The organism is Methylobacterium variabile, assembly GCF_001043975.1.
GTDB lineage: Bacteria > Pseudomonadota > Alphaproteobacteria > Rhizobiales > Beijerinckiaceae > Methylobacterium > Methylobacterium variabile.
This window is the reverse complement of the sequence record NZ_LABY01000178.1, coordinates 75,351-94,147: the sequence shown is the minus strand read 5'-3', so window position 1 is coordinate 94,147 and position 18,797 is coordinate 75,351. Positions and strand designations below refer to the sequence as shown.

The following is an 18,797-nucleotide window of genomic DNA, read 5'->3' as shown; positions in this document are numbered from 1 at the left end:
CCCGACCCGCTCGGCCAGCTCCACGTTGGGAATCCGGCCCTCGCGCTGGAGGATCCTGAGGATCTGCCGGTCGACCCGGTCGAGCCCGTCCGTCATTCTCGCTGCCAAAGCCCGGTTTTGCCGCCGATTCTGCGGCCGACCCCGGATATGCGCCATCGAAGCGCGGCGAAAGGCCCTCTAGGCTGAGAATCGTTCAAGCGCCTCGCCCGGACCGCCCCGATGCCCGCCCCGCTCCCCGTGTTCCACGCTCCCTATGCGGCCGACGACGCCGCCCTCGCCCGCTGCTTCCTGGAGCGCGGCGGCCTCACCCCGGAGCGCGAGGCGCGGGTCGATGCGCTGGCCCGCGACCTCGTCGGCGCGATCCGGCAGGAGACCGGGGGCCTCGGCGGCGTCGAGGCGATGCTGCGCGAGTACTCGCTCTCGACCAAGGAGGGCTTGGCCCTGATGGTGCTGGCCGAGGCGCTGCTGCGGGTGCCGGACGCCGCCACCGCCGACCGGCTGATCGAGGACAAGCTGCGCTTCGGCGGCTTCGAGCAGCACGCCACCCGCTCCGACGCCCTCCTGGTGCGCTCCTCGGCCTGGGCGCTCGGCCTCTCGGCCCGGATCATTCAACCCGGCGACACCCCGGAGGGCATCCTGGCGGGCCTCGCCAAGCGCCTCGGCCTGCCCGCCGTGCGCCAGGCCGCCCGCCAGGCGATGCGGGTGATGGGCGGGCACTTCGTGCTCGGCGAGACGATCGAGGCGGCGCTCAAGCGCTCGGCGAGCGGACAGGGCCGGCTCTACCGCTACTCCTTCGACATGCTCGGCGAGGGCGCCCGCACGGCGGAGGATGCCCGCGCCTACGCCGCCTCCTACGCGAGTGCCATCGAGGCGATCGGCCGCGCGGCGGGCAACCGGGCGCTGCCCGACCGGCCGGGCATCTCGGTCAAGCTCTCGGCGCTGCACCCGCGCTACGAGGCCGTCAGCCGCGACCGGGTGATGGCGGAGCTGGTGCCGGTGCTCCTCGGCCTCGCCAGGGCGGCAAAGAGCTACGACCTCAACTTCACAGTCGACGCCGAGGAGGCGGACCGGCTCGAGCTCTCCCTCGAGGTGATCGCCGCGGTGCTCAGCGATCCCTCGCTCGCCGGCTGGGACGGCTTCGGCCTCGCGGTCCAGGCCTATCAGAAGCGCTGTCTTACCGTCATCGACCACGTCGCCGACCTCGCAGCCCGGCTCGACCGGCGCCTGATGGTGCGCCTCGTCAAGGGCGCCTACTGGGACACCGAGGTGAAGCGGGCCCAGGAGCGGGGGCTGCCCGACTACCCCGTCTTCACCCGCAAGAGCATGACCGACCTGAGCTACCTGGCGGCGGCGGAGCGGATGCTCGCCCACCGGCCGCGGCTCTTCCCGCAATTCGCCACCCACAACGCGCTGACCGTCGCGGCCATCGTCGAGCGCGCGGGGCCGGAAGCCGGGACCTACGAGTTCCAGCGCCTGCACGGCATGGGCGAGGCCCTCTACGCGCGCCTCCTCGCCACCGTGCCGGGGGCGGCCTGCCGCACCTACGCGCCGGTCGGCGGCCACCGCGACCTGCTGGCCTACCTGGTGCGGCGGCTGCTCGAGAACGGCGCCAACTCGTCCTTCGTCTCCCAGGCCGCGGACCCGGCGGTGCCGGTCGAGACCCTGCTGCGCCGGCCGGCCGAGAGCGTCGGCAATCCCGACCGGGCCCGGCACCCGCGCCTGCGCCGCCCCGCCGACCTGTTCGCGCCGGAGCGGATCAATTCCGCCGGCGTCGAGTTCGGCGACCGGGCGGCCCTGGAGCGCCTGACCGAGGCGGTGGCCGCCGCCCGCGGACCGGCGGACGCCGCCGCGGTGATCGACGGCGTCGCGAAAGGCGGAGCGCGGCGCGACGTGGTGAGCCCGAGCGACGCCCGCACGGTCGTCGGCACGGTCGCGGAGGCCTCGCCCGAGATTGCCGCCGCGGCGATGGTCGCCGCCCGCAAGGGCGCGGTCGCCTGGGGCCTGCTGCCCGCCGCGCAGCGCGCCGCCGCCCTGGAGCGGGCCGCCGACGCCATGGAGGCGTCCCGCGGACGCTTGATCCACCTGCTCCAGGCCGAGGCCGGCAAGACCCTGGACGACGCGGTGGCGGAGCTGCGCGAGGCGGTGGATTTCTGCCGCTACTACGCGGCTCAAGGAAGGAAGCTCTTCGGCGCGCCCGAAGCCCTGCCGGGCCCGACCGGGGAGAGCAACCGCCTGTCCTTGCGCAGCCGCGGGGTGTTCGTGGCGATCTCGCCGTGGAATTTTCCCCTCGCCATCTTCGTCGGCCAGGTGGCCGCGGCGCTCATGGCCGGCAACGCCGTGGTGGCCAAGCCCGCCGAGCAGACGCCGCTCATCGCCGCGGAGGCCGTGCGCCTGATGCACCGGGCCGGCGTCGCGCCCTCCGCGCTCCAGCTCGTGCCGGGCGACGGCGCGGTCGGGGCGGCGCTCGTGGCGCACCCGCACGTCGCCGGCGTGGTCTTCACCGGCTCGACCGAGGTGGCGCGCCACATCAACCGGGCGCTCGCCGCCAAGGACGGTCCGATCGTGCCGCTGATCGCCGAGACCGGCGGCATCAACGCGATGCTGGTCGACGCCACCGCCCTGCCCGAGCAGGTCGCCGACGACGTGGTGACCTCGGCCTTCCGCTCCGCCGGCCAGCGCTGCTCGGCCCTGCGCCTGCTGCTGGTGCAGGAGGACGTGGCCGACCGGGTCATCGCCATGGTGGCGGGCGCCGCCCGGGAGCTGCGCCTCGGCGATCCCGCCGACCCGGCGACCCATGTCGGCCCGGTGATCGACGCCGAGGCCCGCGCCCGCCTCGACCAGCACGGCGCCGCCATGCGCCGAGCCGCCACGGCCCATTACGTCGGCGAGGTCCCGGGCAAGGGCCACTTCGTGGCGCCGCAGATCTACGAGATCCCCGGCCCCGGTGCCCTGACCGAGGAGGTGTTCGGCCCGATCCTGCACGTCGCCCGCTACCGGGCCTCCGACCTCGACCGGGTGCTCGATCAGATCGAGGCCACCGGCTACGGCCTGACCCTCGGCGTCCATTCCCGCATCGACGCCACGGTGGAGCGGGTGGTGTCGCGCCTCTCCACCGGCAACATCTACGTCAACCGCAACATGATCGGCGCGGTGGTCGGGGTTCAGCCCTTCGGCGGCCACGGCCTCTCCGGCACCGGCCCGAAGGCCGGCGGGCCGCACTACCTCACCCGCTTCGCCACCGAGCAGACCGTGACGATCAACACCGCGGCGGCCGGCGGCGACGCGGCGCTGATCGCGATGGAGGGGTGAGCGGCACAGCGGGTGCGCGCCCGGGCCGGCAGGCGACCGGCTCGGCGCCACAAAGGACGGCACCTCGCGCAGCGGAATGGCACAGCTTCCGCTGCTGACTGGCCGCATCCGGACCAATTTTTATTCCGTTCGGCCGCGTGCGCGAGGACACATCGCGGCGGGAAGCTGCAATCTATATTCCAGTCATCCCAACGGAAGCAGGTCGATCCAGACCAATCTTCCCCCAACAGGAGACTGAATACCATATGAAGACCCGTATCGCCGCCGTCGTCACCGCCCTCGTCCTTGGCGCCGCTCCGATCTCGTCCGCCATGGCATTCAGCGCGAACTCCCCAGCCGGCCCGTTCTGGAGCCAGGATGTCGAGACCACCGGCTCGCTCGGCAACCCGTTCGGCAACGGCACCCGGCCGTTCTACGGCGCCTGCCCGATGAGCTCGGCCTCGGAGGGCAACGCCAACCAGCAGAACTTCCCGGTCAAGCAGTACGGCCAGACCTCGGGCGGGTACCGCTGCTGAGGAACCTGAGATGAGCGAGATGAAGCTCCTGCGCGCCGTGTCCTACGGCATGATCGGTGTCCTGGCCGGCGGCCTCGCCATGACGGTGGTCGGCACCGCAGCGCCCTGATGAACATGTGAGGCTCACCCCGGTGAGGCTCGCCGAGGACCGCCCCACGGGGCGGTCCTTTTCGCGTGATCGATGGGCCGCCCACCGGATGGACCTTCCTCGCGTCCGGGCCGGCACCGTCACCCGAAATACACACCCCCGGCGCAACCGTGAGCATACCCGGAAATCGCCGTAAACCGCCGTCACAGATCGGGCCTCGGCGCGAGGCATTCGTTGGCCCCGGGCCGTGTCATCCGACGCTCGTTCAGGCGGCAAGTTTGGCACTTCGTTAAGCACTCACTTGCATCCTCGCGCCAACACCCTTTCGGAGATCCTCAGCGTGCGCGCTCTGCCCTCTCACGGCCTTCCGCGTCTCGGCGCGGGCGCGGCGCTCGTCGCCGCCCTCTTCGTCTCAGCCCCCGAGGCCCGGGCACGGGACAATGTCGGCGCGGCGATCCTCGGCGGCGCGGCCGCCGGCGTGCTCGGCGGCGTCGCGGCGGGCGCCCTCATCAACGGCGCCCAGGCGGCTCCCCCGCCGCCCCCGGCCTACGTCGTGCCGCCGCCGCGGCGGGTCTACGTCGAGGAGCCCGAGACCGTGATCGTGCGCCCGCGCCGCGGCCCGATCTGCCACTTCGAGCGCCGCAAGGTCTGGCTCGACGACGAATCCTTCACCTACAAGCGCGTCGAGGTCTGCGAGTAATCCTCGCGCGAGACCGTCCCGCACGGCAAGGGCCGGCACCCGGGAACGGGGCCGGCCCTTCTCATGCCCGCACCCCGTCCTTCACCAGGATCCAGTCCTCGATCACCACGGCGTCGAGCCCGGTGGTGGAGAACATCAGGATCGCGTCCTCGGCGGTGTGGAGGATCGGCTTGCCCATCACGTTGAAGCTGGTGTTGAGCAGGATCGGCACCCCGGTCCGCGCGGCGAAGGCGCGGATCAGGGCGGCGTAGGCCGGGTTGCGGTCCTCGGTCACGCTCTGGAGCCGCCCGGTGCCGTCCTCGTGGACGACCGCCGGCACCCGGGCCCGCATCTCCGGCCGCCACACCAGGGTGCGCTCCATGTAGGGGCTGTCCTGGTAGTCCTCGAACCAGTCCGGCCCGGCCTCGGCCAGGATCGAGGGCGCGAAGGGCCGGAACGCCTCGCGGTACTTCACCTTCGCGTTCAGGATCGCCTTGGCGTCGGCCGGCCGCGGGTCGGCCAGGATCGAGCGGTTGCCGAGCGCCCGCGGACCGAACTCCGCCCGCCCCTGGACCCAGCCGACGAGGCCGCCCGCCGCCAGGATGTCGGCGGCGGCCTGCGTCACGCCGTCGTGGCCGAGGCGGCGCAGGCGCGGCTCCCAGCCGACCATGCGCTCCAGCGGCTCGGTCGAGACCCGCGAGCCGAGATAGGGCGTGGCGAGTGCCCCCGGCCCGGTCCAGTCCGGGTTGTCCTCCTGGAAGGCGAGCCAGGCGGCCCCCAGCGCGTTGCCGTCGTCGGCGGGCGCGGACGGAACGTGGAGGCGCTGGAACTCGCAGCGCCCGAGCAGTCGGCCGTTATAGGACGAGTTGAGGGCGCAGCCGCCGGTAACGACGAGGTTCTCGTGGGGCGCGAGCCGCCAGGCCTCGGCGACCAGCACGTCCATCATCTCGGAAAAGACCGCCTGGCCGCAGGCCGAGAGGTCGGCCCAGCCCTCGTCGTCGGCCTCCGCTGGGCGCCGGGCGCGGATCTCGTCGGCCACCGCCTGCACGGTGGCGGCGTCGGAGAATCGCAGGCGGCCGCCCTCGACCCGGTAGAGCCGGCGCAGGAGCGCCATCAGCTCCGGATCGGGCCGGCCATAGGGGGCGAGCCCCATGATCTTCCACTCCTCGCCCTTGGCCTGGTCGAACCCGGCGAGGTCGGTGACGAGGCCGAAGAAGAAGCCGACCGATTCGCGGCCGCGGTGGCGCTTCACCTCCGCCAGGCGCCCCGCCTCCATCCGGTAGATCGCCGAGGCGCCGGTCTCGCCCATGCCGTCGACGACGAGGCAGGTGGCGTCCCGGAACGGCGAGCCCCACAGGCCGTAGGCCGCGTGGGTGAGGTGGTGGGGGTAGCGCCTGAGGCCCGCGATCCGCGAGCGGCCGCCATGGGCCCGGTCGAGGCCGAGCAGGGTGCCGTAGCCGGCCCGGCCCTGGGCGAGGGCGAGCTCGGCGATGAAGGTGCGCTCGGCCCGCTCCGGCACCAGCGAGCGGTTGAGGGCGGGGGAATGGGCCGAGAGGGCGTCGAGCGCGAAGGCGCCCGTGGCGGCCTGGCCCGCGAGGTAGCGGCTGAAATCCGGTCCCCAGCTGGTGGCGACGACGAGCTCGGCCCCGGGCGGCAGGTGGGCCTTGAGCAGGCCCGCCATGCGGGGCGCCGAGTCCGGCTCGCAGTTCGGGGCGCGCTTGTACTGGAGGTAGCGCTCCGTCGCCTCGGCGAAGAGCACCGTGCCGTCCGGGCCGACCAGGGCGAGGGCCGGGTCGTGGAAGGTGGTGGCGAGGCCGAGATAGTAGCGCATCGGGTCCGGGGCTCTGGACCTCGCCCGACGAAGCCGGCACCGGCTCTTCGGACGAGGCGATCGATCGGCGGCGGGAGCGAAGCCCCTGCATCACGCCGCCGATCTAACAGCGCCGGCCCGCGGTGTCAGGCCGGGACTCAGCGTTGCGCCGGCGCATCGGGGGAGCGCCCTCGCTCCGTGCTCCGGGCGGATTTCGGCCGCGGGCGGGTGCCGATATGCTAGCGCTGTCATCGGGGTACGGCCCGTCGGGCCGTCGGACGAACATGAGGCGGCGCTCTCCTCGCGGGGCGGCACGGACAGCACGGTGCGCGACATCCTGACCGCCCTGGCGGGCCTCGTCATCCTGATCCTCGCCGCGGCGCTGGTCGCGCCGCCCTTCGTGCCGTGGGAATCGTACCGCACCGCCTTCGACGCCGCGCTCAGCCGCTCCCTTGGGGTCGAGGCCCGCAGCGACGGCCGCCTCGAAGTCCGCCTCCTGCCCTCGCCACGCCTGCGGATCGACCACCTGGTGGTCTCGACCGGGCGGGACCGGCCCTCCCTCGACGCGCGCTTCGTCAAGGCCGAGATCGCCCTCACCCCGCTCCTCTCCGGGGAGATCCGCTTCACCGAGACCCGCATCGGCCGCGGCGAGGTCACCCTGCCGATGACCGAGGCCGGCAGCTTCCTGCGCCCGCCGGGCCGCGCCGAGGGCGGGGATTTCCCGGGGCGCGAGCTGGCGGTGGAGGACCTGCGGGTGGCGCAGCTCCTCCTCACCACCCGGGTGGCGGCGACCGGGCGCACCGACCAGGTCTATGCCGAGAACGTGCGGCTCTCCGCGCCGCGCCTCGCCGGCCCCTGGCGGGCCGAGGGCAGCGTCGAGGCGGTGCCGTTCCGCCTCACCACCGGCGCCCCGGGCCCGGACGGGGCGGTGCCGGTGAAGCTCGGCGCCGGCGGCGACACGGTGCCGCGCCTCGATCTCGACGCCAGGGTGTCCGTCGCGTCGGACCCGGAGGGAGGCGGGGTGCCGGAGGCCGGCGGCACGGTCCGCCTGGTGGTGGGACCGCCGGCCCAGGTCGCCGGGCCCGGCCTGCCGTTCTCGCTCCAGGGCGGGTTCAAGGCGCGGGGCCGCCTCGCCACCCTCGACGGGCTCAGCGTCGAGGTGCCGGGCGAGGCGCCCCTGCGGTTCTCCGGCCGCGGCACCCTCGACCTCGCGGCGGCGCGGGCGTCCCTGAGCCTCGAGGCCCGCCGCCTCGACCTCGACGCGTTCCTGATGAGCGCCGCCGGTCAGGCGCTGCTGAGCCGGGGCCTCGGCACCGGGCCGCTGCCCGGCACCCTCGCCCTCGACGTCGCGGTCGACAGCCTGGTGCTCGCCCGGGAGGAGTGGAGCGGCGCCGGCCTCGGGGCCGTGCTGCGGCCCTCCGGCGCCGTGTCCCTGCGCCGGCTGGGCGGCACGGCCGCGGGCGGCCTGCGGCTGGGGCTCACCGGCGACGTGACGCCGAGCGGCGGCTTCTCGGGCCACGCCGCCATCGACGCCCCGGCCTCGGAGCGGCTCGCCCGCCTGATCGACCGCCTCGGCCTCGGCGGCCCGCTGCTCGGCCTCCTCGACGGCCGGCCGTTCTCCGCCGAGGCCGACGTGGCGGCGGCCCTGCCGGTGCTCTCCCTGCGCAACGCCCGCCTGGCGCTCGGGGCCGCGAAGGTCACCGGCAGCGCCCGCTACAGCCCGGCGGGGCCGGACGTCCCGCGCCCGCGCTTCGACGCCCAGATCATCGCCGACGGGCTCGACGTCGCCGAGCTGCCACCGATGCGCGGCGCGGTCGCGGCCCTGCAGGGCCACGATGTCGGGCTGACCCTCCTCGCCCGCGACCTGCGCTACGGCCCGACCGGCACCCGCACCGGCGAGATCGCCGCCAGCCTGCAATCCGAGGGCGCAGCCCTGCGCCTCGACAGCCTGGAGGTGCGCGACCTCGCCGGGGCCCAGGCCAGCCTCTCGGGCCGGATCGGCGCCGACGGCGCCGGGCGCATCGCCGGGCGGGTGAGCGCCCCGGTGGCCGCGCCGCTGATCGACCTCGTGTCCCGGACCTTCGTGGACGAGGCGCGGGTGCTGCCGGCCTTCCTGCGCGACGGCCCGGTCGCCCTCGACGTGACGCTGGAGCGGGAGCCGGGCGCGACGGAGGACGGCCGGCTGCGCGGCCATGCCCGCGGCAGCACCGCCGGCGGCCGCCTCGGCCTGTCCCTCGCCGCCCGGGCCGGGCGGCTCGACAGCCTGGACGCCCGCCTCGACGGCGTGACCTCCGGCCGCTGGCTCGGCCGGCCGGACGATTCGAGCCTGGCGGCACCGGCGAGCCTGCGCCTCGGCGGGCGCCGGGCGGAGGCGAACGGTCCCCTGAGCCTGACCCTGGAGGCCGAGATCGCCGGGGCGGCCATCGGCACCACCCGGCCGCTGCTCCTGCCCGCGGCGGGAGGCCCGCTCCAGGACGGCGCGCTGACGCTGGCCTCCCCCGACCTGCGGCCGCTCGCCGGCCTCCTCGGCCGCGCCGCCATCCCGCCGGAGCCGGTGCCGGCGCGGCTGACCCTCGGCTTCGGCCGCACCGGCGAGGCGCCCCGCCTCGCCGTGGCCGGCACGGTGGCGGGATCCGGGATCGACGCGACCCTGACCCGGAATGCGGGCGGCGACGTCGCCGGCACCGTCGCCCTTGAGCGCCTCGCCCTGCCCTGGCTCGCCGACGCGCTGGTGCTGAACTCCGGCGCGGCCCCGGCCTCCGGGACGGCCGGGGCCTGGGCCGCCGCCCGCTTCGGCCCGCCCCCGGCACTGCCGGCCACCGGGCACGTGACCCTGACGGCGCGGCGGCTCGAGCTCGGCCGCGGCCTCGCGGCGGAATGGGCGCGCTTCGGCCTCGGCCTCGGCCCCGACGGCCTCGCGATCCGCGACTTCGAGGCCGGCCTCGCGGGCGGGCGCCTCGCCGGCAGCGCCACCCTGGCGCGCCAGGGCGCCCAGGCGACGCTGGCGGTGGAGGGCAGCCTGACGGCGGCCGCGCTCCCGGCGCTGACCGGCGGCGACGCCGTGCGGGGCCAAGTCTCCTTGCGCCTGCGCCTCGGCGCGGCGGGCGACAGCCCGGCTGCCCTCGTCGGCAACCTCGCGGGCAGCGGCAACCTGGAGCTCGCCGGCCTGAGCCTGCGCGACCTCGACCCGGCCGCGGTGCAGCGGGCCCTCGGCCGGCTGCTCGCGGAGGAGGACCCGCTGCGGGCCGGCCGCGTCGAGCGGGTGGTGTCGGAGGAGTTCGATCGCGGATCGCTGGTGCTGGCCGGGCCGGTCTCCGTGCCGGCCTCGATGGTCGGCGGGGTGCTGCGCACCGGCACCCTCTCCCTCGACCTCGGCCCCGCTTCCTGGTCCGGCCTGGTGCAGGTGGACGCCAAGTCCTGGCGCCTCGACGCACGCGGCACCCTGACCGCGACGGTGACGCCCCGGACCTGGACGGCGCCGGCCCCGACCCTCGGCCTGGCGCTCGCCGGCTCCCTCGCCCGGCCGCAGCGGGACCTCGACCTGGTCCCGCTCAGCAACCTGCTGGCCGCGGTGGTGCTCCAGCGCGAGCTCGACAAGATCGAGACCATCGAGGCCGACCGCAACGAACTCGCCCGGCGCCGCAGCCGTCTGGAGATGGACCGCGCCCGCGCCGCCGAGGAGGCGCGGCAGGCCAGGCAGCGGGCCGAGGACGCCGCCAGGGCCGCTGAAGCGGCCCGCGCGGCGGAGGCGGCTCGCGCCGCGGAAGCCACGCGTGCGGCAGAAGCAGCGCGTGCGACGGAGGCGGCCCGCGCTGCCGAAGCGGCCCGTGCCGCGGAGGCCGCCCGGGCGGCGGAAGAGGCGCGCGCTGCGGAAGACACGCGCCGGAGGGCCGAGGAGGAGGCGGCGCATCGCAAGGGCGCCGGGGCGCCCGAGACGGACAACCCGTAGGCGCCGGCTCCCGGCACAGGCACCGGCCGCCCTGCCGGGGCTCCGCGGCGGATCCTCCGGGGTCAGGCACTCCTCGGAAACGGCACCACCGTCCCGTCGCCGGCCGTCCCGCGCAGCACCGCCTCGATCATCCGGGCGAGCGCCGCCTGGTCGTAGGGCTTGGCGAGCCGCGGCAGGCTCGCGGCCTCGTCGGGGCCGAGATCGGCGTAGCCCGTGGCCAGGATCACCTTGAGGCCGGGCCGCTCGGCCGCGATGCGGGCGGCGAGCTGGAGCCCGGTCATCTCCGGCATGGCGTGGTCGGTGAGCACGAGGTCGAGGGTGCGCGCCCGGCGCATCAACTCGAGGGCCTCCGGGCCGGAGCGGGCCTCGATCACCCGGTGGCCGAGATCCTCCAGCATCGCGGCGCTGTTCTCGAGCACCAGGGGGTCGTCGTCGACGATGAGGACGACCTGGGAGGTCAGGGCGTGGGACGCGGCGGGGCGGCGGGCCGGCAGCGCCTCGGTCCCGGCGCCCGCGGCCGACGGCGCCGCGACCGGCAGCCAGATCTCCGCCGTGGTGCCGGCCCCCGGCCGGCTGAGCAGCACCAGGCGGCCGTGGGACTGCGCCGCGAGGCCGTGCACCATCGAGAGGCCGAGGCCCGTGCCCTTCCCGACGCCCTTGGTGGTGAAGAACGGCTCCTGCGCCCGGGCGAGGGTCGCCGCGTCCATGCCGGTGCCGGTGTCGGTCACCGACAGGCAGAGCATCGGGCCGGCCTCGCCGGGCTCCCCCTCGCCCGCACGGGCCGCGATGGTGACGGTGCCGCCCTCCGGCATCGCGTCCCGGGCGTTGACCACGAGGTTGAGGAGCGCGAGCTCGAGCTGGTGGGCGTCCACCAGGGCCGGCGGCAACCCCGGGGGAAAGCGCGTCTCGATCCGCACGCTCGGGCCGATCGAGCGCTGCAGCAGGTCGGTCATGTCGCGCACCAGGCGCGACAGGTCGACGGGCTCGGGCTTGAGCTCCTGGCGCCGGGCGAAGGCGAGCATGCGCTGGGTCAGGGCGGCCCCGCGCTCCGCGCCCTGCACGGCGTTGTCGAGCAGGCGCAGCAGGCGCGGATCGTCGGGCAGGCGCTTGCGCAGGAGCTCCAGGCTGCCGAGCACCGCCATCAGGAGGTTGTTGAAGTCGTGGGCGACGCCACCGGTGAGCTGGCCCACCGCCTCCATCTTCTGGGCCTGGGCGAGGGCGGCCTGCGCCTGCTCCAGGGCCTCCTGCGCCTGCTTGCGCTCGGTGATGTCGCGGGTGACCTTGGCGAAGCCGACCAGCGTTCCGTCCTCGCCGATGATCGGGTCGATGACGACGCTGGCCCAGAACCGGGTGCCGTCCCGGCGCACGCGCCAGCCCTCGGCCTCGAACTTGCCGCTGCCGGCGGCGGTGGCGAGCGCCCGGGCCGGCACGCCCTGCCGCTGGTCCTCCTCGGTGTAGAAGCGCGAGAAGTGCCGGCCGATGATCTCGTCGGCCTCGTAGCCCTTGATGCGGCGGGCGCCGGCGTTCCAGTTCGCCACCACGCCGTCGCGGTCGAGCATGAAGATCGCGTAGTCGGTCACGCTCTGGAGCAGCAGGCGGTAGCGCTCCTCGCTGGCGCGGAGCGCCGCTGATTCGCGGGCGGCGCGCTGCGAGAAGCGGCGGTCGATGGTGGCGGCCGAGAGCGCGAGGGCGAGGACCAGGAAGGTCACCGCCGTGATCCCGGCGGCGAGGCGGACCTGGTCGAAGCCCGCCGCCACGCTCGCCTGCGCCGCGTCGCCCGGGTGGAGGAAGGACACGCCCTGCATGGCGGCGTAGTGCATGCCCGCGATGGCGAGGCCCATGATCCCGGAGGCCGCGACCCGCAGGCCGAGCCCGCTCTCGCGCACCGCGAGCCAGACCGCCACGGTGGCGGCCCCGACAGCGATCAGCACCGAGACGGCGACCCAGGCCGGGTCGTAGCGCAGGCCGGCCGGCAGGCGCATCGCCGCCATGCCGGTATAGTGCATCGAGACGATGCCGAGCCCGGTCACGAGGCCCGCCAGGGCGATCGCCCCCGGTCCCGCGCCCCGCTGCTGGGCGATGGCGAGGCCCGCCGCCGTCACCACGACGGGCAGGAAGAGGGAGAGGAGCGTCAGCCCGACGCCGTAGGTGATCTCGATCCCCGGCAGGCGGAAGGCCAGCATCGCCACGAAGTGCATCGACCAGACGCCGCCGCCGAGGACCAGCGCGGCGGTCACCAGCCAGGCCCGCCGCGGCCAGCCGGCAGCGGCCTTCATCCGGCTGGCGAGGTCCAGCGAGACGTAGGAGGCCAGTATGGCGATCGCGATCGAGAGCGCGACGAGGACGGGATCGTGAACGCCGGCATGCTCCATCAGGCACCTTGGGACTCGCGCGGACGGCCGCCGGGATGGGACCACCCATCCCCGGCTCGGCCGAGCCGGGGAGCTTCGAACCTCATGTCATAGCGCAGGTCGCCGGGCCGTGCGATGCACGAAACCGGAGTTGCACAATCTCATATGATCGTCTTCAGGTTGCGATTCTCACCAGGTCGTGGGCTTCGGGTTGCGCTCGTCGAAGCCCTTCTGGTGCCAGTAGGGATAGATCGGCGTCTCCTGGCTCGCGGCGTCGAGGCGGGCGATCTGCTGGGGGTCGAGGGACCAGCCCACCGCGCCGAGATTCTGCTTGAGCTGCTCCTCGTTGCGGGCGCCGACCACGATGTTGGCCACGGTCGGGCGGCTGAGCAGCCAGTTGAGGGCGACCTGCGCCACGCTCCGCCCGGTCTCCGCCGCCACCACGTCGAGGACGTCGACGACCCGGAACAGCGCCTCGTCGGACACGGGCGGACCGCCCTCGGCGCCACCGGCGGCGATGCGCCCGCTGGCATTCGCGCCGCGCCGGATCTTGCCGGTGAGGCGGCCCCAGCCGAGCGGGCTCCAGACCATCAGGGCGACGCCCTGGTCGAGGCCGAGCGGCATCAGCTCCCACTCGTAGTGCCGGCCGACCAGCGAGTAGTAGCCCTGGTAGGCGACGTAGCGGGCGAGCCCGTAGCGCTCGGAGGTGCCGAGCGCCTTCATCAGCTGCCAGCCGGAGAAGTTCGAGGCGCCGATGTAGCCGATCTTGCCCGCCCGCACGAGGTCGTCGAGGGCCCGCAGGGTCTCGTCGACGGGGGTGAGCGCGTCGAAGCCGTGCATGAAGTAGACGTCGATGTGGTCGGTGCCGAGCCGGCGCAGGCTCGCCTCGCAGGCGCGCACCAGGTGGTAGCGCGACGAGCCCTTGTCGTTCGGGCCCTCGCCCATCGGGAAGGTCGCCTTCGTGGAGATCAGCGCCCGGTCGCGCTTGCCCTTGAGCGCCTGGCCCAGGATCTCCTCCGAGGCGCCCTGCGAGTAGATGTCGGCGGTGTCGAAGAAGTTGACCCCCGCGTCGAGGCAGAGGTCGACCATCCGGCTCGCCTCCGCGACGTCGGTCTGCCCCCAGCGCTGGAAGAACTCGTTGTTGCCGCCGAAGGTGCCGGTGCCGAGGCTCAGGACCGGAACCTTGAGGCCGGACCGCCCGAACTGCCGATACTCCATGCTCGATCCCTCATCCGTTGGCCGGGCGGCAAGGCTGCGCTCCCGGGCTGCCGCGGAACGGGGATGTCTTAGGTTCCGAAACCGGCCGGACAACCCGGCCCGGCGCCGGGCCGGCCCGCGCCCGACGCCTTGACCCGGCGGGAGGCCGGCCACCGATCTCGGGCCTGCCCGAGATCGGGAGCGTCGGTCCCGGGCCTGCCCGAGGCCGGCGTCGATGCGCCGGCATCCCGGGCGGGCGGCATCAGGCCGCCTGCCGCAGGTCTGGCCCGGCGAGCACCACCCGGTCCCGCCCCTGGGCCTTGGCCTGGTAGAGCGCCCGGTCGGCGAGGCCGAGCAGGGCCTCGAAGTCGCCGCGGCCCCGGGCGACGCCGACACTGACCGTGACCGCGAGGCTCGGGAGCAGGTCCGGCCGCATCGCGCCGACGGCGAGCCGCACGGTCTCGGCGACGGCCTGGGCCTGCGCCGCGCCGGCGCCCGGCAGGACGCAGGCGAACTCCTCGCCGCCGAGGCGCCCGAGCACCGCCTCCTCGGGCAGGACCTGGCGCGCGGCGGCGCAGAAGCCGACCAGCACCGCGTCGCCGACGGCGTGCCCGAAGGTGTCGTTGACCCGCTTGAAGTGATCGAGGTCGAACAGCAGCAGGCAGGCCGGTCCCGCCGCGAGGTCGCGGCGCGCCCGCGCGACGAGGGCTCGGCGGTTGGCGACACCGGTGAGCGGGTCGGTCTCGGCGGCGCGGCGCTGCTCGGCCTCGAGCCGCTCCTTGGCGAGCGCCATGAACAGCACCGAGACCGCCACCGTGTAGAGCAGCGCGACGAAGCAGAGGACCGCCACCCAGAAGGTCTGGGTCGGGCTGCCGACCGGCGGCGACGGCAGGGCCAGGGTGGCGGGCACCCGGGCCCAGCACAGCAGCGCCTCGCTGGCGAGCAGGATCGCCGCCGGGCCCCGGGACGGCAGCACCTCGCCGCGGTGGTGCCACAGGGTGCGGGCGGCGAGCGCGCAGTACAGGCCGGCGACCGTCGAGGAGAGGATCACCCGGGCGCCGAGGGAGGCGTAGAACGGCGGCACCAAGCAGGCGGCGAGCCAGAGGAGCGCGCCCGCGCCGACCCGGGCGGGCGAGACGCGCATCCCCTGGAACGAGCGGGCGCCGGCCCAGATCAGCCCGAAGGCCGCCAGCATCACCGCGTTGGCGAGCCCGATCGAGATCCAGTCCGGGATGATGCCGCGCAGGCCGAACAAAGCCGCCGCGAGGGCGCCGATGATCTGGGCGGCGCCGAGGAAACCGAGGGCGCGGGTCTGCCGGTCCTGGCTCCAGGAGAGGAGGAACAGCGCCCCCATGATGACCGTCACGAAGACCGTCACGGTCACCAGGGTCGGCGCATCCAGATTCATCCCCGTGGTTCCCCCGGCGCCGCTTCGATGGCGCACCTTAGCACGGCAGCCTGACCGAAAACTGTTCAATGATCGCTGCGGCACCCCCAAACGGGTGACGCCGCAGGAAAATGTCCGGTCGCGGCTAAGCGGCCAGCCGGCGGAAGCGCCACGCCACCTGGGTGCCGTCGCTGGCGGTGAGGTGGAGCACGATCTGCTCGGTGCGGCGGGCGCCGTGGAGGGCGGCGAAGAACACGCTCTCCTCGATCACCGGATCGATCTCGTCGGCCTCGAACAGCCAGGGCGCGCCGGCGCCGACGAGCCGCACGCCCCGCCCGACCCGGCTCGCCCGCACGGTGGGGTGGAGGTGGAAGCGGATCGCCGCCTCGACGGGGCCGCGGCGGGCGGCGGGATCCCGGTGCCCGGCGTCGCGCACGAAGCCGTCGTGCCCCTCCAGCAGGGCGCCGTCCGGGTGCAGGCGCCAGCGCCGCTCGTGGCGCAGGCCCAGGGTCGGGGCGTATCCGTCGTGCCGGGCGGCGAGCACGCTGGCGCCGGCCGCGTCGCTGCCGCGCTCCACCGTGACCTCGGCGGGCCCGCGCACGACGATCGGCCCCATCCGGCGCTTCAGCCAGGACGCCAGGGGGTGGATCAGGCCCGGCTGCGGCAGGGCGAGGAAGCGGCAGGACGAGCTGTCGGCCAGGCAGGCGGTGGAATGGGCCGCGGTGGTGCGGGCGAGCTCCCGCATCTCCTCGCCCGTGGCCGGCATGCCGCAATTCACCACCAGCCGCTGCGGCCCGCAGGACAGCTCGAACGACAGGCAGCCGGCCCCGGCCGCGGCCGAGTAGGCCGGCGGCGGGGCCGGGCCGATATCGGCCACCACCAGGGTGCCGCCCCCGCCTTCGAGGCGGGCGTAGCCGGAATGCGGCGCGTGCATCAGCGGCTGGGCCAGGGCGCCGTCGTAGATCAGCAGGGTGGCGAGCTGGTCGGCGGCGGTCGCCCCCATCCCGTTGTGGTGGCCCAGCGAGGCGTCGCCGTGGCGCAGCAGGCGCAGCAGCGGCAGCATCCGGTCGATGGCATTGAGCAGCGCCTCCGGCGGGGCGATGTCGCGGCTCAGGAAGCTCTGGCGCAGGGGCAGGAGGTCGAGGAGCAGGTCCTTGGCGAAGCCCGGGTCGCGGCTGCGGTGGCCGCCGTCGGGGAGGATCTGGCGGGTCAGCTCCCGGTGGAGCAGCCGCGTGCCCCGGCGCAGCACCGGCTCGAACCCCTCGCAGCACAGGCCCGCATAGGCGAGGGCCACCGCGGCGGCGAGGCGGTCGCGGGGCAGGACGCCGCGGCGCAGGGCCCGGTCGAGGGTGCGGGTGCAGCGCCCGATCAGCTTCAGGAAGGCCTGGTAGAAGGCGTGGTCGGCCCCCTCCAGCACCAGCGGCGACTGGCACAGGAGCGAGATCAGCCGCCGCGCCACCACGGCGGGGCGCTGCGCCAGGGCCTGGTCGCCGCGCCCGGCCATGAAGTCCTGCACGAAGGCGCGGGCGTTGGAGCGCGACAGCGCGCTCTCGGCGGCGCGCAGGTGGCGCAGCCAGCCGAAGCCGTAGAGGTCCTCGCCCCACTGCACCGAGGGCGGCGCGAAGTCGAACGGCGAGCGCCCGCCGGTGGCGAGGGCCCGGCCGGCGAAGACGAACAGCCCGGCATAGATGTCGGCCGCGATGGTGGCGTCGCTGGTGCGCAGGTCCTGCGGCGCGATCACCAGGCCGGTCGGCCGCAGGCGGGCGAGCGCCGAGGGGCGCGACGTGGCCCGGACGGCGGCGGCGCGCAAGCTGCGCCCCGCCTCGTGCCCGACGAGCCGGTAGAATCGCCAGCGGTCAGGCCCCCAACCCACGCCACCTCCTGCCCGGCCCGCGAAACCCGGCCGCCCGCGTCGCGACGCGGATCCCGTCCTCGCTCAGGCGCCGCGCGGGCGTGCGGCACGCTCCCCGGAGGCAACCTCCCGGGCGGCGTGCCGGCCGTCGCCCGCAGGCGGCCACTCTCGTCAAGGAATGGTCAAGGATCATCGCGCGGTCAAACCGCCGGCCGGCCCTGTGAACAGGTTCCGCGCCCCGCTCATGCCCCTGCGCGCTCCAGCCGGACCGCATAGAAGCCGTCGAGGCCGCCGCGCCCGCCCTCGTCGGGCCAGTGCGACGGCAGGGTGCGCAGGTCGCCGGCGGCGGTGACGAGGGCCGCGTCGCCGACCTCGTCGGGCGAGATCGCCCGGCGGGCGAAGTCCGGGTGGCGGGCGAGGAACGAAGCGGCTTGGGCCTCGCCCTCCTCCGGCTCGAGCGAGCAGGTGCAGTAGACGAGGCGCCCGCCCGGACGCACGAGGCGCGCCGCCTTGTCGAGGAGCCGGTGCTGAAGGGCGGTGAGGCGGGGAAGGTCGCCCTCGCGCTTCGCCCAGGCCACGTCCGGGTGGCGCCGCACCGTGCCGGTGGCGCTGCACGGCGCGTCGAGCAGCACCGCGTCGAAGGTCTCGTCGTCCGGCAGCGCCAAGGCGTCGGCGGCCCGGATCTCGGCCGAGAGGCCGAGGCGGGACAGGTTGGCCTCGAGGCGGCGCAGGCGCGGGGCCGAGCGGTCGACTGCCAGCACCTGGGCGCCGGCGGCGGCGAGCTGGGCGGTCTTGCCACCCGGCGCCGCGCAGATGTCGGCCACCCGCTCGCCGGGCCGCGCCGCGAGGAGGTGGGCCGGCAGGGCCGCGGCGGCGTCCTGCACCCACCAGGCGCCGTCCGCGAAGCCCGGCAGCTCGGGTACCGGCGTGCGCGCATCGTCGAGGCGCAGGCTCAAGGATCCCGGCAGGCGCCGGCCGTCGAGCCCCTCGGGGATCGGCGCGCCGGGGCGCAGGGTGAGGTCGAGCCCCGCCCCGCGGGCGTTGGCGGCCGCGATGGCGCGGGCGGTCTCCTCGCCGTAGGCCGCGATCCAGCGGGCGGCGAGCCAGCCCGGCGTGTTGAGGCGGAGCGGCTCGGCGTCGCCCTCGCGGCGGATCGCGTCGCGCTCGCGGGCGATCCGGCGCAGCACCGCGTTGGCGAGGCCGGCGAGGTGCTGCAGGCCGGGCTCGGCCTTGGCGAGGCGCACCGCGAGGTCGACGGCGGCGTGGTCCTGGACGTTGAGGTAGAGGATCTGCGCCGCACCGGTGGCGAGCAGCGCGACGAGGCCGGGCTGGTCCTCCGGCAGGCCCTTGGCGAGGCGCTGGTGCAGGGCGTGGCGGATCACCCCGAGGTGCCGGAACGTCGTCGTGGCGATGGCGCGGGCGAGGCCCGCATCCTGCGGCGGCAGCGCGGCGCGGTGGGCCGCCGGCTCCATCACGTCCTCGAGCGCCGTGCCGCGGTTCTTGCCGATGAGATCCGCCACGGTCTCCCAGGCGAGGCGCCGCGCCGGCAAGCCGGCGACCTCGGTGCGCTGTCCGTCCATCCTCACTCCACTGCGCCCGCGGGCCGCGAGCCCGTTGCCGGGCCGTGACCTTGACGCTGCCTCTTCCGCCCTCCACCTCG

11 protein-coding genes are annotated in these 18,797 nt (G+C 75.2%); 4 read left to right on the top strand and 7 right to left on the bottom strand.

Features of this window, described 5'->3' with window-relative positions:
- On the bottom strand, positions 1–96 hold a 96-nt coding region (locus tag VQ02_RS37520; RefSeq protein WP_157080785.1), incomplete at its 3' end, for an AsnC family transcriptional regulator.
- Between the two features lie 123 nt (positions 97–219).
- Between VQ02_RS37520 and putA the strand changes: the two genes are divergently transcribed.
- The 3 genes from putA to VQ02_RS24105 all read left to right on the top strand — a co-directional run bounded on the left by putA (position 220) and on the right by VQ02_RS24105 (position 4,612).
- The gene (gene putA / locus VQ02_RS24115; protein ID WP_048446763.1) at positions 220–3,309 is read left to right on the top strand and encodes a bifunctional proline dehydrogenase/L-glutamate gamma-semialdehyde dehydrogenase PutA; all 3,090 of its coding nucleotides are present in this window, start codon (positions 220–222) and stop codon (positions 3,307–3,309) included.
- A gap of 245 nt (positions 3,310–3,554) precedes the next feature.
- Complete coding sequence (locus VQ02_RS24110) at positions 3,555–3,824, top strand: hypothetical protein (RefSeq protein WP_048443219.1); 270 nt, start codon at positions 3,555–3,557, stop codon at positions 3,822–3,824.
- A 428-nt stretch (positions 3,825–4,252) separates the two neighbouring features.
- Positions 4,253–4,612: a hypothetical protein gene (locus VQ02_RS24105; RefSeq protein WP_048446762.1), complete on the top strand. Its 360-nt coding sequence runs from the start codon at positions 4,253–4,255 to the stop codon at positions 4,610–4,612.
- Between the two features lie 61 nt (positions 4,613–4,673).
- Here VQ02_RS24105 and VQ02_RS24100 read toward each other — a convergent pair whose 3' ends face one another.
- Positions 4,674–6,422 (bottom strand): carbamoyltransferase family protein, encoded by a 1,749-nt coding sequence (locus tag VQ02_RS24100; RefSeq protein ID WP_048446761.1) that lies wholly within the window; start codon positions 6,420–6,422, stop codon positions 4,674–4,676.
- 304 nt (positions 6,423–6,726) lie between these two features.
- Here VQ02_RS24100 and VQ02_RS24095 point away from each other — a divergent pair, with 304 nt between their 5' ends.
- Positions 6,727–10,350 (top strand): AsmA-like C-terminal region-containing protein, encoded by a 3,624-nt coding sequence (locus VQ02_RS24095; protein WP_048446760.1) that lies wholly within the window; start codon positions 6,727–6,729, stop codon positions 10,348–10,350.
- 62 nt (positions 10,351–10,412) lie between these two features.
- Here the strand turns inward: VQ02_RS24095 and VQ02_RS24090 are convergent, their stop codons facing one another.
- From VQ02_RS24090 to VQ02_RS24070, 5 genes are all read right to left on the bottom strand, one after another.
- Positions 10,413–12,722: an MHYT domain-containing protein gene (locus VQ02_RS24090; RefSeq protein WP_048446759.1), complete on the bottom strand. Its 2,310-nt coding sequence runs from the start codon at positions 12,720–12,722 to the stop codon at positions 10,413–10,415.
- A gap of 168 nt (positions 12,723–12,890) precedes the next feature.
- Entirely contained in the window at positions 12,891–13,919 is a 1,029-nt protein-coding gene (locus VQ02_RS24085; RefSeq protein WP_048446758.1) for an aldo/keto reductase, read from the bottom strand.
- Positions 13,920–14,160: 241 nt separating this feature from the next.
- Positions 14,161–15,306, bottom strand: coding sequence for a GGDEF domain-containing protein (locus tag VQ02_RS24080; RefSeq protein WP_048446757.1), 1,146 nt, complete (start codon positions 15,304–15,306; stop codon positions 14,161–14,163).
- A 124-nt stretch (positions 15,307–15,430) separates the two neighbouring features.
- On the bottom strand, positions 15,431–17,158 hold the full coding sequence (locus VQ02_RS24075; RefSeq protein ID WP_048446756.1) for a heparinase II/III family protein: 1,728 nt from the start codon (positions 17,156–17,158) through the stop codon (positions 15,431–15,433).
- Between the two features lie 221 nt (positions 17,159–17,379).
- Positions 17,380–18,717: an RsmB/NOP family class I SAM-dependent RNA methyltransferase gene (locus VQ02_RS24070; RefSeq protein WP_048446755.1), complete on the bottom strand. Its 1,338-nt coding sequence runs from the start codon at positions 18,715–18,717 to the stop codon at positions 17,380–17,382.
- Positions 18,718–18,797: the final 80 nt, after the last annotated feature.